The organism is Pseudomonas floridensis (assembly GCF_002087235.1).
Taxonomy (GTDB): Bacteria; Pseudomonadota; Gammaproteobacteria; order Pseudomonadales; family Pseudomonadaceae; genus Aquipseudomonas; species Aquipseudomonas floridensis.
Window position 1 is genome coordinate 1 of record NZ_MUIO01000111.1, and the last position, 14,523, is coordinate 14,523.

The window sequence follows — 14,523 nt, forward strand, 5'->3', positions numbered from 1 at the left end:
GTAATCGGCTTCGGGGCCTGCCAGGTAGGCGACGAAACCGGCGATTTCTTCTGCCTTGCCGTAACGCGGGATGGCCAGGAAGCCTTTGATAGTGTCGGCGAATTCGCTCTGGTCGGGGTTCATGTCGGTGTCGACAGGGCCAGGCTGAACGTTGTTGACGGTAATACCTTGTGGCCCCAGATCTCGTGCCATGCCTTTGGTCAGACCGATCAGCGCCGATTTGCTCATGGCGTAGGTCGCACCGCCTGCGAAGGGCACACGGTCGGCGTTGGTGCTGCCGATGTTGATGATGCGACCACCTTCGCTCATATGGCGGGCGGCTTCCTGGCTGGCGATAAACACGCTGCGCACGTTGATGGCCAGGGTTCTGTCGAAGTCCTCCATGGTGAACTCGTTAAGCGGTGCGATGGCCAGCACGCCTGCGTTGTTGACCAGGATGTCCAGGCCGCCGAGGTTTTCGGCGGCGGTTTGAATGGCTTGGCGGATGGCTTTTTCATCAGCGCTGTCGGCGCGGATCGCCAGTGCATGGCCGCCGTTGGCGGTGATGCTGCCCTGCATCTCGAGCGCGGCTTCTTCAGAGCTGACGTAGGTAAAGGCGACGGCTGCGCCTTCCTTGGCCAGGCGCCTGACGATGGCTGCGCCGATTCCACGGGAGCCGCCCTGGACGAAGGCGACTTTGCCGGCAAGGTTCAGATGCTGATTCATGGTGTTCTCCGGGTGGGTTGCGATGGATGAAGGGAAGGATTTGATCCGGGGTGTAGCGCGTTTCTGCGTAGACAGCGTAGCCGGGATAGGCTATCCAGCGCTGTCTGATGCCGTCATGCTTACGAGCGGCGTTTCTGCTCCGATGTTCAAGGAATCAACCGGATGGACCTTCTTCCCGACAGCACCCTGATCCTGATTGACCTGCAGCAGGGCATCAATCACCCCAAGCTGGGGCGGCGCAACAATCCGCAGGCCGAAGACCGGGCCTCAGAGCTGCTGCAGGCCTGGCGGCACGCACGGCGCCCCGTGATTCATGTCCGGCATTTCTCCACATCGCCGTCTTCGGTGTTCTGGCCGGAGCAGTCAGGCGTGGAGTATCAGCCTGCGTTTCTGCCGCTGGCGGATGAGCGCGAGCTCAGCAAGCAGGTGCCTGATGCCTTTTGCGGGTCTTTTCTGGAAATGTGGTTGCGTTCGGATGGCGTTCGACAGGTAGTGATCGCGGGTGTCGTCACCAACAATTCGGTGGAATCCACGGCGCGCAGCGGCGGTAATCTGGGTTTTGAGGTCATCGTCGCCCATGACGCCTGCTTTACCTTCGATCAGGCGGACTTTTTCGGCACGCCTCGCAGCGCTGAGGAGGTGCACGCCATGTCGCTGGCCAACCTGCACGGCGAGTACGCGAACGTTCTTTCGACGGCGCAGATTCTGGGCGGGCTTTGAAAACCGGGGTTATCGTTCCGATAACCCCGTTCGTTACTTGCCAGATTTCTTCGGTACCGCAGGCAACGGCGCGAACAAGGCCTGCAGGTCTTCGTCGCGCAGTTTCCAGTCACCGCTGCTGCGCCCATCGAGCACACCGGCCGCCAAGGCTGACTTCTCGCGTTGCAGGCGTTGGATTTTCTCTTCCACCGTACCGCGGGCGATCATCTTGTAAACGAACACAGGCTTGTCCTGACCAATGCGGTAGGCGCGGTCGGTGGCCTGGTTTTCAGCGGCCGGGTTCCACCACGGGTCGTAGTGAATTACGGTGTCGGCGGCTGTCAGATTCAGGCCGGTACCGCCAGCCTTGAGGCTGATCAGAAAGATCGGCAGCTTGCCGCTCTGGAAATCATGGATCGGCGTGCGCCGGTCGCGGGTCGAACCGGTCAGCAGGGCGTAGGGGATGTCGCGCTGTTTGAGCTCGGCTTCGATCAGGGTCAGCATCGAAGTGAACTGCGAGAACAACAGGATCTTGCGACCCTCGGCGAGCAATTCCTCGAACATTTCCATCAGGCTGTTGAGCTTGCCCGACGATCCCTGTTTGCTGTTGATCGGCATGTCCGGGTTGACCAGCCGCAGGTCGCAGCAGACCTGGCGCAGCTTGAGCAGCGCTTCCAGAATGATGATCTGACTGCGTGCCACGCCTTTGCGGGTGATTTCGTCGCGGACCTTCTTGTCCATTGCCAGGCGCACGGTTTCGTATACATCACGCTGGGCGTCATTAAGGTCGACCCAGTGAATGATCTCGGTCTTGGGCGGCAGTTCGGTGGCGACCTGTTCCTTGGTGCGGCGCAGCAGGAACGGCTTGATGCGCGCATTCAGGTGCTGCAGGCGGTCCTGATTGCCGTGCTTCTCGATGGCGGTGCGGTAGTTGCTGTTGAATTCCTTGCTGTTGCCCAGCCAGCCGGGCATCAGGAAGTGAAACAGCGACCACAATTCGCCCAAGTGATTTTCCAGTGGCGTGCCGCTCAGACACAGCCGCTGCCGCGCATTGAGGTGGCGCGCGGCCTGGGCGGCTTTGCTGTTGGGGTTTTTGATGTATTGCGCTTCGTCGAGAATCAGCAGGTGGAACGGCTGTTTTTCCAACAGTTCAAGGTCGCGGGGCAGCAGGGCGTAAGTGGTCAGAATCAGGTCGTAGTCCTGCAGGCTGCTTGCGTCCTGATGACGATTGGCACCATACAGTGCCAGCACCTTGAGGTCCGGCGTGAAGTGCTCGGACTCGTCCAGCCAGTTGGGGATCAGGCTGGTGGGCATGACGGCCAGCGCCGGGCGATCCAGACGCCCTGCCTGTTTTTCCATCAACAGGTGCGCCAGGGTCTGCAGGGTCTTGCCCAGGCCCATGTCGTCGGCCAGCACACCACCGACTTCCAGCTCGCGCAAGGACTGCATCCAGCTCAGGCCCTCGAGCTGATAGGGGCGCAAGGTCGCATTCAGGCCGTCCGGCACGCTGACCGGCGCGTCCTTGATGTTGACCAGCCGTTCGGCGAAATGCCGAAGCCGGTCGCCACCCTGCCAGGTCAATGGCAAGTCTTCGAGTTGGGTCAGGCGCGCTGCGTCGGCCTTGCTCATGCGCAGCGCGTTGTTGCCTTCCTGACGCCAGTAGAAATCGCCGAGCGTTGCCAGTACCGGTTTCAGTCGACCGTAGGGCAGGGCGATCTGCACCGGACTGCCGCCGCTTTGCGTGAAGTGATTGAGCTGCACCAGCAGTTGCTCTTCGTCGCCGCGCTTGGCAACGGCCGAAGGGCTCATCAGTTCGGGATGACTGCGGATCAGATTGATCAGGATCGGCAACAGGCTGAGGCGTTCGCCGTTGACGATGATGCCCAGCTCCAGGTCGAACCAGTCGCGTTCGTTCTCTTCGTCGATGACCGCGTACCAGTCCTCCACCGGCGTAACGTCGAAGCCGAACTCATCCTGAATCTCGATCTCCCAGCCTTCCTCACGCAGCCTTGGCAGGTCATCGAGGACGAAGTGCAGCCAGGCCTTGTCGTTGGGCAGTTCATACATGTCGCCAGCGCTGTCGGGCAAGGCCTTGCTTTGCCGGGTGGCGACCTTGAAACCCAGGTCGGTCAACTGCTGGCGAAGCTGACGCTCCTGCTCGCCCTGACGCCGGATGCGCAGGGTTTCGGTTTCGGTGTGTTCAATGATGTCGCTTTTCTGGTTGACCAGATCGCTGCCCAGCGAACTCACCAGGATGCTGACGTTGGTGGTGCCTGTCGCGTAATGCTTGCCGTAAGCGAACGCCAGCGCCGCGCGGTGCTGGACATGCCGTTGCATGCGCCCGTTGCGCGGCTCGTAGGCGCTGAATTCGATGCTGGCCAGAATCAGTCGCGGCTTGGGGCGCAGGGTATCGACCAGTCGCTCGGGCAGCTTTGGCTTTTGTTCGATCTGGGTCTGGATTTCGCGCTCGTGAGCGTTCAGCGCGGCCTGCAGCAACGGCTGGTTTTTCGGATCCTGCAGAAAGTACATCGCCGCTACGCAGTGCTTGCAGTCGTTGCGCACCGGGCAGGTGCACTTGCAGGTCAGGTAATTGCGGTAGCGATCCGGGTCCTTGAACAGCAGGGTCTGGGTATAAATCTCCAGCCCCGAGCCTCGGCAGGCGGTGCGGATGATTTGCGGGCTGGAGTCTTCCAGCACGATACGTTTCTGCTGGGCGTAGTCGCGCCCGCGCTCAAGCGTTCGATCAGTGAACAGGTCTGTCCAGGCCGAGGCGAGGACTTTTTCGAGAATGGACGACAAGTTAAAAAAAGCCCTACGCCGCAGCGATGCTCAAAAAGAAAGGGAGCACGCCTGTGCTCCTTGAATACGTAGCGATCAAAGCGGGGAGACTTTGATCAGCAGTGCCAGATTACCGTTGTCCAGATACGTCAGCCCACCGTTCTTGACCCTGGCAGTCTGCTTCATGCGTTCGCTGCTGACGACCACCCCGTGCGCATCCAGCTGGTTGATCCAGAACTGCGCATCAATGTCGGTGAAGCGATCGATCGCCAGACTCACCGTGCCTTCGATAGGGAAGTGGCCGAGCTGCTCCTTGCCGCTGGTCACGGCAATCTTACCGGGCTCGGTGCCAATGGTCTGCTGCCAGGCGCGCTGCATCAGCACTTCATAGTTGCCACTGCCTTGCAGTTTGGTCACCAGATCGGTAAGGGCCGGACTGCGTTCATTGTCGGCACCGATTTTCTGCGCGCCCGCGTCCCAGTCTTCCGGTGCAAGCTGGGGCGTGGCGGCCGGCTCACCGCTCTGGCGGAACAGAATCATCTCCACCTGATAGGTGCCGTCTGCAAACGCCGTCGGGGCGACGAGCGTCAGCAGCAGGATCAATGAACGAAACAGACGCATGGATGAATCCTTCAAGCAGTTGTCGGGGTCAGGCGCTCGAGCAGCGCTTCGATCGTGTTGAAACGCTCATCTGAGCGTTCCATGGGCACCATGAATTTGAACAGCGTGGCGCCTTCGAACTTGTAGCGGTTGGGCTGGCTCTGGATCAGCTTGATCAGGGTCAGCGGGTCGACCGGAGTTTCAGCCGCGAATTCGATGCGCCCTCCTTGCGGCCCGGCGTCGATCTTGCGGATGCCCAGCTGTTCGGCACGCAGTTTGAGCTGAGTGATGCGTACCAGCGCCTTGGTCGGTTCCGGCAGCAGGCCGAAACGGTCGATCATCTCGACCTGCAGATCTTTCAGGCCGTCTTCATCGGCGGCGTTGGCAATGCGTTTGTAGAGAATCAGACGCGTATGCACATCCGGCAGGTAGGCTTCGGGAATCAGCGCCGGTACGCGCAGGTTGATTTCCGGCCCGCCGCCCAGCGGCTGATCGAGATTGGGCTGTTCACCCTTGCGAATCGACTTCACCGCACGTTCGAGCATTTCCATGTACAGGGTGAAACCCACAGCCTGAATCTGGCCGCTCTGGCCGTCACCCAACAGCTCGCCCGCGCCGCGGATTTCCAGGTCGTTGGTGGCCAGCACGAACCCCGCGCCCAAGTCCTGGGTATTGGCGATCGCTTCCAGACGCTTTTCCGCATCCCGCGTGACCTGCTTGCGCGGCGGAGTCAGCAGATAGGCATAGGCCTGGTGGTGACTGCGTCCGACGCGACCACGCAACTGGTGCAGTTGCGCCAGGCCGAACTTGTCGGCGCGCTCGATGATAATGGTGTTGGCGCTCGGAACGTCGATACCGGTCTCGATGATGGTCGAGGCAATCAGCACGTTGAAGCGCTTGTGATAGAAGTCGCTCATTACCTGTTCGAGTTCGCGCTCGCGCATCTGGCCGTGGCCGATGCCGATACGGGCTTCGGGCACCAGTTCGGCCAGGTCGGCGGCGCACTTCTCGATGGTCTTGACGTCGTTGTGCAGGTAATACACCTGACCGCCACGCAGCAATTCGCGCAGCAGCGCTTCCTTGATCGTGGGTTTGTTCTGCTCCATGACGAAAGTGCGCACCGACAGCCTGCGGGCCGGTGGCGTGGCGATGATCGACAAGTCGCGCATGCCCGACACCGCCATGTTCAAGGTGCGCGGGATCGGCGTCGCTGTCAGGGTCAGGATGTCGACTTCGCTGCGCAGGGCCTTGAGCTGTTCTTTCTGACGCACACCGAAGCGGTGTTCTTCGTCGATGATGACCAGCCCCAGGTTCTTGATCTTCACGTCGTCCTGCAACAGCTTGTGCGTGCCGATGACGATGTCGATCTTGCCTTCGGCCAGATCGGCCACGGCGGCGCTGACTTCCTTGGCCGACTTGAAGCGGCTCATGACCTCGACTGTTACTGGCCAGTCGGCGAAGCGGTCGCGGAAACTGTTGTAATGCTGCTGGGCGAGCAGGGTGGTCGGTACCAGAATCGCGACCTGTTTACCGCCATGCACGGCAATGAACGCGGCACGCATCGCGACTTCGGTCTTGCCGAAACCCACGTCACCGCAGACCAGTCGATCCATTGGCTTGGGCGCCAGCATGTCGGCGCGTACCGCCTCAATAGTGGTCTGCTGATCCGGTGTTTCTTCGAATGGGAAGCCTGCGCTGAAAGTGGCGTAATCGGCTTTCGGGTCGGCAAACGCATAGCCTTCGCGGGCCGCGCGGCGGGCGTAGATGTCCAGCAGTTCGGCAGCCACGTCGCGTACTTGCTCGGCGGCCTTGCGCTTGGCTTTCTGCCAGGTTTCCGAACCCAGGCGGTGCAGCGGCGCCATTTCGTCGTCGCTGCCTGTGTAGCGGGCAATCAGGTGCAGGTTGGCGACCGGGACGTACAGCTTGGCGTCCTCGGCGTAGGCCAGCATCAGGAATTCGGCGACCTGGTTTTCGACTTCCAGCGTGGCCAGGCCCAGGTAGCGCCCGACACCGTGGTCGATGTGCACCACTGGCGCGCCTTCGCGCAACTCGGTCAGGTTCTTGATGACCGCGTCGTTGTTACCGCCGTCGGTGCGCTTTTCACGGCGACGACGTTGCATGACCCGCTGACCGAACAGCGGGCTCTCGGCGACCAGCGCCAGGGCCGGGTCTTCCAGTAACAGGCCTTCGTCCAGCGGGGCGATGGTGATTGCCAACCGCTCCTTGCCATCGACGAAGTCGAGCCAGTTGTCGACGGTCTTCGGCCGCAGCTTCAGGCGCTCCAGCAGTTCGAGCAACACTTCCCGGCGTCCGGCCGACTCGGCGGTAAACAGCACGCGACCGGGGAATTCATCGAGAAAGGTCGACAGCGCTGCCAGTGGCTGCGTGGCCTTGGCTTCGATTGCCAGGTCAGGCAGGCCTTTGGCGGGAAACCGCTCACGGCCGCTGCCCGCTTCGATGTCCTGTTGACTGGCGACGACGCGCGGCCAGTTTTTCAGGCGCGCAAAACAATCTTCGACCGGCAGGAACAATTCATCCGGTGGCAGCAATGGTCGCGAGGGATCGACGCGCCGCTCTTCATAGCGGTTGCGCACGTCTTTCCAGAAGTTCTCCGCCGCCTGCTCGATGCCCGGCAGCGAAAACACCTGGGTGTCCTGCGGCAGGTAATCAAACAGCGTCGAGGTTTCCTCGAAGAACAGCGGGATGTAGTACTCGATACCGGCCGGTGTGATCCCGCTGCTCAGGTCCTGAAAGATCGGGCTGCGACGGAAGTCCACGTCGAAGCGCTCACGGAAGCGTGCCTTGAAGCGGGTGACTTCTTCTTTCTTGAGCGGGAATTCGCGTGCTGGCAACAGCCGCACCGATTCCACTTTCTCGATGGAGCGCTGAGTGTCCGGGTCGAACGTGCGCAGGGTTTCGATCTCGTCGTCGAACAGATCAATGCGGTAAGGCACCTTGCTGCCCATCGGGAACAGGTCGATCAGCGCGCCGCGCACGGTGAACTCGCCGTGCTCGTACACCGTGTCCACATAGCGATAGCCGCTGGCTTCCAGACGGGTGCGCATGGCTTCTACGTCGAGCTTCTGGCCAACGTCCAGCACCAGGCTGCTGCCCAGCAGGAATTTGGTCGGCGCCAGCCTGTGTAGGGCCGTGGTGATCGGAACTACCAGAACGCCATGCTCCAGTTCCGGCAGGCGATACAGGCTGGCAATCCGTTGGGAAATGATGTCCTGGTGCGGCGAGAACAGATCGTAGGGCAGGGTTTCCCAGTCCGGGAAGTGCAGAACCGGCAGCGTGGGCGCGAAGAACTTCAGTTCCTGTTCCAGCCGCTCGGCACTCTGGCTGTCAGCGGTCAGGAGCAGGGTAAAGCGCTTGGCGGCGCTGGCAGCCTCGGCGATGGCCAGGCTCAGTGCGGCACCGGGAAGATTGCCCCAGTGGTGTTTGCCTGCAGCGGCAGAGAGAAGCGGTAGACGCAGAACTGGCACGGAAGGTCAGGCTCCAGGCGTTGCGACAGGGGCGGGGATTGTAGCGGGGGAAGGTGGTGGCTGTCAGTTTTCCAGCGTAATACCTCGTATTTACGGGCCGAAATTATGTAGTGCGTAACGATCTGACAGTCGCGCATTGCTCATAAACACTGGCTTGGTCATAATGTAGCCCCTTTTTTCAGCCCCTACATGTGGAAGGTTCCCGTGACTCAGAAGCCCGACCAGTGTCTTGGTGAATGGATCGATCGTGAAGCCCTCGCCGAGGCGATGATCCCGCTTATCGGTCAGCTCTACCGCAATAACAATGTGGTGAGTTCGATCTATGGCCGCAGCCTGATCAACCGATCAGTCATCGCGATTCTCAAAGCCCACCGCTTTGCGCGCCATCGTCAGTCCGATGCGAGTGAGTTGTCCGTACACGAGACTTTCCCGCTCATCAAAGCGATGAGCGAGCTTAAACTGGGCGCCGCTTCGGTGGACCTGGGCAAGCTGGCGGTCAAGTTCAAGACCGAAGGCAATGGTCGTACGCCCGAGCAGTTCGTGCGTGACGAACTGGCCAGCGTCGTGGGTCAGCAGAACACCAGTCCGCGCAAGGGCACGGACGTTGTGCTTTACGGTTTCGGTCGCATCGGCCGCCTGTTGGCGCGCATCCTGATCGAGAAAACCGGTGGTGGCGACGGCCTGCGTCTGCGCGCCATCGTGGTCCGCAAAGGTGCGGAAAACGATCTGGTCAAGCGTGCCAGCCTGCTGCGTCGCGATTCGGTGCACGGTCCTTTCGACGGCACCATCACCATCGACGAAGCCAACAGCACCATCACTGCCAACGGTAACCTGATCCAGGTGATCTACGCCAAGAACCCGACCGAGGTGGATTACACCCAGTACGGGATCAAGGACGCTCTGCTGGTCGACAACACCGGTGTGTGGCGTGACGCCGACGGTCTGGGTCAGCATCTGTCCTGCCCTGGCATCGACCGTGTGGTTCTGACCGCGCCGGGCAAAGGCAAGCTGAAGAACATCGTGCACGGCATCAACCACGGTGAAATCACCGCCGACGACAAGATCGTGTCCGCCGCGTCCTGCACCACCAACGCCATCGTGCCGGTGCTCAAGGCGGTCAACGACAAGTTTGGTATCGTCAATGGTCACGTCGAAACGGTTCACTCGTACACCAACGACCAGAACCTGATCGATAACTTCCACAAGGGCGACCGTCGTGGCCGCAGTGCCGCGCTGAACATGGTCATCACCGAAACCGGTGCTGCCACTGCGGCAGCCAAGGCACTGCCTGAACTGGCCGGCAAACTGACCGGCAACGCCATCCGCGTTCCAACGCCGAACGTGTCCATGGCCATTCTCAACCTCAACCTTGAGAAGCAGACCACTCGCGAAGAAATGAACGAGTACCTGCGTTACATGGCGCTGCACTCGGATCTGCACAAGCAGATCGATTTTGTGAACTCGCAGGAAGTGGTGTCCACCGACTTCGTGGGCTCGCGTCATGCCGGTGTCGTGGATGCCGAAGCCACCATCGTCAACGACAACCGTGTCGTGCTGTACGTCTGGTACGACAACGAGTTCGGTTACAGCCATCAGGTAGTGCGGGTGATGGAAGACATGGCGGACGTCAACCCGCCAGCGTTCCCGCAGTAAGGTGCGCACGTTGCAGCACGCGTTGTGCTGCAACGTGAGCCGGGTGGGTCATTGAAGGGCCGGATTCTGCGCTAGCAGGGTCCGGCCCTTTAGTTTGTCCGCAGCCTGCGTGTATAAAGAGGCGCTGCACTGACAAAAAAACTAATGGACTGGTGTGCTGATGAACGATGGCCCGGTCATGGACGGCCCGCAAAAACAGCTCAAAAGCAGTTTCTTTTTTCTGTTCCTGACAATCTTCATTCCTTTCGGTCTGGGACACTTTGTTTCCTATCTGTTTCGTACGGTCAATGCGGTCATCTACGTCGATCTACAGGCCGACCTGAGCTTGCCCGCCAGCAGTCTGGGGATACTGACGGGCGTATACTTTCTGACCTTCGCGGCTGCGCAGATCCCGCTCGGCGTAATGCTGGACCGGTATGGTCCGCGCAGCGTGCAGGCACCCATGTTGCTGCTTGCGGTTGCGGGTTCGGTCATGTTCAGCCTGTCGAGCAGCGAAACGGGTCTGCTGATCGGTCGCGGGTTGATCGGTCTGGGAGTCGCCGGATCGCTGATGAGTGCTATCAAGGCTTGCGCGATCTGGCTGCCGGTGGAGCGTCTGCCGCTGAGCACGGCCTGCCTGCTGTCGATTGGCGGTCTGGGCGCGATGGCGTCGACCACGCCTTTGCACCTGCTGTTGAGCTGGTTCAGCTGGCGGGAAGCGTTTCTGATTCTGGCGGTGCTGACATTCTGCGTCGCAGTCATCATTCATATCAGCGTGCCCAAAGCCTATGACGCCAAACCCACGCGCTACGCTGACCTGTTCGCCGCTGTCGGCACGCTGTATTCGTCACGGACTTTCTGGCGTCTGGCGCTGTACTCGGTATGCGCGCATGCCATTTACATGGCGGTGTTATCGTTATGGATGGGCCCCTGGCTGCATGATGTGGCCGGCCTGAACGAATCCGGCATGGCGCGCGTGCTGCTGTTCGGCGCAGTCGCCATGGTCGCGGGTTCCCTGACTTTCGGATTCGTCACCGATTACCTGCGGCGCTTCGGTGTGCAACCGATCATGATCTGCGGCACAGGCATGGCGATCTTCATCGGTTTTCAGGTACTCATGATCAGCGGTCTGCCGGTTTCGCCTTATCTGATCGTCATGGGTTTCAGCTTCTTTGGCACTTCGACGACCATGAACTACGCAATCGTCGCGCAATCGGTTGGACCGGAACTGGCGGGGCGGGTGAGTTCGTCGTTCAACCTTGTGGTGTTCGTGCTCGCGTTCATTCTTCAGTGGCTGATGGGGGCGGTATTGAACCTCTGGCCAACCCTGAGCGGCGTCGCGCACCCGGCCCAGGCCTATCAATGGTCGTTGGGGCTGATGATCGCCTTGCAGCTTCCCGGGTTATTGCTGTGGCTGAGTTTCAGGCCCTGGACGCGCAAAGTCTGAGTGTCTGTGGAACGCGAATATCGCCGATCCGAATCTAATTCACCGGGCCGCCTGCGATCCCTGTAGCCTCGCGTCGAGTTATTCCTTGAGCCGCACATCGTTTTTCACTTTGTAATGGAGTACACAGCATGCGGTTGGCTGATTTCATCCTTCAGAATATCGAGCCCATCCTGCAGCAATGGGAAGACTTCGCTAAAACCATGACGCCTGCCGCGGACGGTATGGACGCTGTGGCGTTGCGAGACCATGCCGAACAGATGCTGCTCACGATTGCGGCTGACCTGCGGACGACCCAGAGCCATACCGCAAGAATTTCGAAATCTCACGGCGAAGCACCCGATTCGCTCAAGCCTACTGCTGCTGAAACCCATGCCGATACGCGTCAGACGTCGGGGTTCACGATCGGTCAGATGATTGCCGAGTACAGGGCCTTGCGGACCAGCGTACTGGTGCTCTGGATGCCGCCCAAGGATGTGACGAGAGATGAGGAGATTTCCGACATCATTCGTTTCAACGAGGCGATCGATCAAGCGCTCGCGGAGTCGGTTGTGACTTACACGCAGGCGGTCGACGCCGCGCGCAACGTATTTCTCGGGATTCTCGGGCATGATCTGCGCAGTCCGTTGGGGGCTATTTCGCTAAGCGCCGAGGTGCTCTTGGGGGCAGGTGATCTTCCTCCTAAATCCCTCAAGAATGTGTCACGTATTTTTACCAGCGTGAAGCGTTCGGTCAGCATCGTCGGCGATCTGCTGGATTTCACGCGCACCCAACTGGGCTCGGGCATCCCCGTGCGTAGAGAGACGGATGACCTCGCTCAGGCGTGCGAGGCAATGGTCGAGGAGGCATGCGCCTATCATCCGGACCGCAACATTGTTCTGCGTTCGCAGGCTCGGCTGGTCGCAAGCTTTGATCGCTCTCGCATGGAACAAGTGATTTCCAATCTGATAGGCAACGCGATCAAACACGGCAGCCCCGGCAAGACGGTGACAGTGACGTTGACTGATGAGCAGGGATTTGCGTGTCTGGCGGTTCACAACCAAGGGGCTCCCATCGAAGAGGGTGCCAAGGCCAGTCTGTTTAGTCCCATGGTTCGGCATCTGCGCGATGGCGGTGTGGAATATGGCGCCGGTGCTGGTCTGGGGCTTGGGCTGTACATCGCATCAGCCATTGTCAGCGCGCATCACGGCAGTATCGAAGTCGATTCCGTTGCGGGTCATGGGACCACCTTTATCGTCAGAATACCTTTAACCCCGAGCAGTGCCTCGCCGTTGCCTCTCGCTGAATATTGATCGAAAGGGCCGTCGGTCAGTTACTTTGAAACATTCAGAAACTTGCAGCGACGCCGTCACTCACAGCTACAAGACCGAGATATTGGAAGGGGGCGGATGATGATCGACGATCTCATCAAGTGGAACAGTCGCTGGCGGCTGAACAGGCATGTGGTGTCTTGCAGAGTGTGCCTGTCCATGCAGGAAGAATCGGATCGCGGGCTGGCGTTTTCTCACCAGGCTGGCTGCTGGTGCGCGCATGAAAACTCAAATCCTTGGGAGGAGTTGGACAAGGCGTGTGGCAAGACGGCCCCCTGGACTGCCAAACCCGCTACTAAAGTTGCGCCGATTCACGCACGCTAAGGGTGACCAGGCGGCGCTTCGGCGTAGCCATGCCGGAATTTCCATACTCAGGTACTAAAAACCCCGGCCTGACGACGTCAGGCCGGGGTTTTTTATCGTGTGACCCTTGATCAGGCTGTGGCAGCAGCGCCAGGCGCTTCGAGTTTCTGGCCGCCTTTGCGGAACAGCACCAGCGTTGCGATCAAGCCAAGCACAGCGGCACCCGTCAACCAGATGCCGGGCGCGGCTTTGTTGCCCAGCGCGTGAATCAGGTAGGTACAGGCCGCAGGTGTAAAGCCGCCGAAAGTCGCGGTCGCCAGGCTGTAGGCCAGCGAGAAACCGGTGGTGCGGACTTCGACCGGCATGATCTCGGTCAGCGCCACGACCATCGCGCCGTTGTAAGAGCCATACAGGAACGAGAACCACAGCTCGACCATCAGCAGATGGCTGAAGCTTGGGTGTTCAACCAGCCACGACAGGGCTGGGTAGGCCGTGGCGATTGCCAGGACAGTGGCCGCGATCAACAACGGCTTGCGGCCGATCCGGTCCGAAAACGAACCCATGATCGGCAGCCAGATGAAGTTGGACACACCCACGCAGACGGTGACCAGCAGGCTTTCCAGATCGGTCAGGTTCAGTTCGTTCTTGCCAAAGGTCGGGGTGTAGGCGGTGATCAGGTAGAACGACACCGTGGTCATGACCACCAGCGCCATGCCGCCCAGCACCAGACCGAAGTTCTGGCTGATGGAGCGCACCACTTCACCCAGAGTCGGGCGATGCTTGCGGGCTTCGAACTCGGGGGACTCTTCCAGCGAACGGCGGATGATGAAGATCGCCGGCACGATCATGCAGCCGACCAGGAACGGAACGCGCCAGCCCCAGTCGCTCATTTGTTCGGGGCTGAGCCAGTGATTCAGGCCGACGCCCAGCAGACCGGCGAAAACCACCGCGGCCTGTTGGCTTGCGGACTGCCAGCTGACAAAGAAACCCTTGCGACCGGGCGTCGAAATTTCAGCCAGATACACCGAAACGCCGCCCAGTTCCACGCCCGCCGAGAAGCCTTGCAGCAGGCGACCAAGCAGGACCAGCAACGGTGCCGCGACACCCAGCGTGGCATAACCCGGCACGCAGGCGATCAACAGTGTGCCCATCGCCATCATGGCCAGCGTCACGATCAGGCCTTTGCGGCGGCCGTGGCGGTCAATGTAGGCACCCAGGAAGATGGCACCCAGTGGACGCATCAGAAAACCTGCGCCGAAGGTTGCCAGCGACAGCATCAGCGATGCGAAGGCACTGTCGGAAGGAAAGAACGCTTTGGCGATGGCCGTGGCATAAAAGCCATAGACCATGAAATCGAACATCTCGAGGAAGTTACCGCTGACAACGCGAAAGATCGCCTTGCCCTTACTGGTTGTGGAGGCCATTTAGTTACTCGCTCAGGCTCATCGGCTTGGAGTCCGTTGTCGTTTTTATCCCGTATGCATCACGTCGCCGATGCATTCGGCTCGCGCTGCATATTTGTAACAGTATGTGTTACAGGGCTCAAAGACAACCGTTTCGGCGTTTG

General features: G+C 60.1%; 10 protein-coding genes. 5 read left to right on the forward strand and 5 right to left on the reverse strand.

The genetic code is table 11. From position 1 onward, the window contains the following. A partial coding sequence (locus BZK31_RS24260; RefSeq protein ID WP_083185819.1) for a 3-oxoacyl-ACP reductase family protein occupies positions 1 to 705 on the reverse strand: 705 nt, incomplete at its 3' end. Positions 706 to 867: 162 nt separating this feature from the next. On the opposite strand from BZK31_RS24260, the gene BZK31_RS24265 reads away from it, so the two are divergent. Continuing rightward, positions 868 to 1,425, forward strand: a complete 558-nt coding sequence (locus BZK31_RS24265) for a cysteine hydrolase family protein (protein ID WP_083185820.1) — start codon at positions 868 to 870, stop codon at positions 1,423 to 1,425. 33 nt (positions 1,426 to 1,458) lie between these two features. Here the strand turns inward: BZK31_RS24265 and BZK31_RS24270 are convergent, their stop codons facing one another. From BZK31_RS24270 to mfd, 3 genes are all read right to left on the reverse strand, one after another. Then, on the reverse strand, positions 1,459 to 4,203 hold the full coding sequence (locus BZK31_RS24270) for a DEAD/DEAH box helicase (RefSeq protein ID WP_083185821.1): 2,745 nt from the start codon (positions 4,201 to 4,203) through the stop codon (positions 1,459 to 1,461). A gap of 75 nt (positions 4,204 to 4,278) precedes the next feature. Then, entirely contained in the window at positions 4,279 to 4,803 is a 525-nt protein-coding gene (locus BZK31_RS24275) for a CsiV family protein (protein ID WP_083185822.1), read from the reverse strand. Positions 4,804 to 4,814: 11 nt separating this feature from the next. Continuing rightward, positions 4,815 to 8,267 (reverse strand): transcription-repair coupling factor, encoded by a 3,453-nt coding sequence (gene mfd, locus BZK31_RS24280; RefSeq protein WP_083185823.1) that lies wholly within the window; start codon positions 8,265 to 8,267, stop codon positions 4,815 to 4,817. Between the two features lie 189 nt (positions 8,268 to 8,456). On the opposite strand from mfd, the gene BZK31_RS24285 reads away from it, so the two are divergent. From BZK31_RS24285 to BZK31_RS24300, 4 genes are all read left to right on the forward strand, one after another. After that, positions 8,457 to 9,920, forward strand: a complete 1,464-nt coding sequence (locus BZK31_RS24285) for a glyceraldehyde-3-phosphate dehydrogenase (protein WP_083185824.1) — start codon at positions 8,457 to 8,459, stop codon at positions 9,918 to 9,920. A gap of 160 nt (positions 9,921 to 10,080) precedes the next feature. Beyond that, a complete protein-coding gene (locus BZK31_RS24290) occupies positions 10,081 to 11,346 on the forward strand; it encodes an MFS transporter (RefSeq protein ID WP_083185825.1) in 1,266 nt (421 codons plus the stop codon). 128 nt (positions 11,347 to 11,474) lie between these two features. Beyond that, positions 11,475 to 12,635 carry a sensor histidine kinase gene (locus BZK31_RS24295; RefSeq protein ID WP_083185826.1) on the forward strand — a complete coding sequence of 387 codons (1,161 nt, stop codon included), beginning with the start codon at positions 11,475 to 11,477 and terminating at the stop codon, positions 12,633 to 12,635. A 99-nt stretch (positions 12,636 to 12,734) separates the two neighbouring features. After that, positions 12,735 to 12,977 (forward strand): hypothetical protein, encoded by a 243-nt coding sequence (locus tag BZK31_RS24300; RefSeq protein ID WP_157900786.1) that lies wholly within the window; start codon positions 12,735 to 12,737, stop codon positions 12,975 to 12,977. Between the two features lie 110 nt (positions 12,978 to 13,087). Here BZK31_RS24300 and tcuC read toward each other — a convergent pair whose 3' ends face one another. Further along, positions 13,088 to 14,380, reverse strand: a complete 1,293-nt coding sequence (gene tcuC, locus BZK31_RS24305) for an MFS transporter (protein ID WP_083185828.1) — start codon at positions 14,378 to 14,380, stop codon at positions 13,088 to 13,090. Between the last annotated feature and the right edge of the window lie 143 nt (positions 14,381 to 14,523).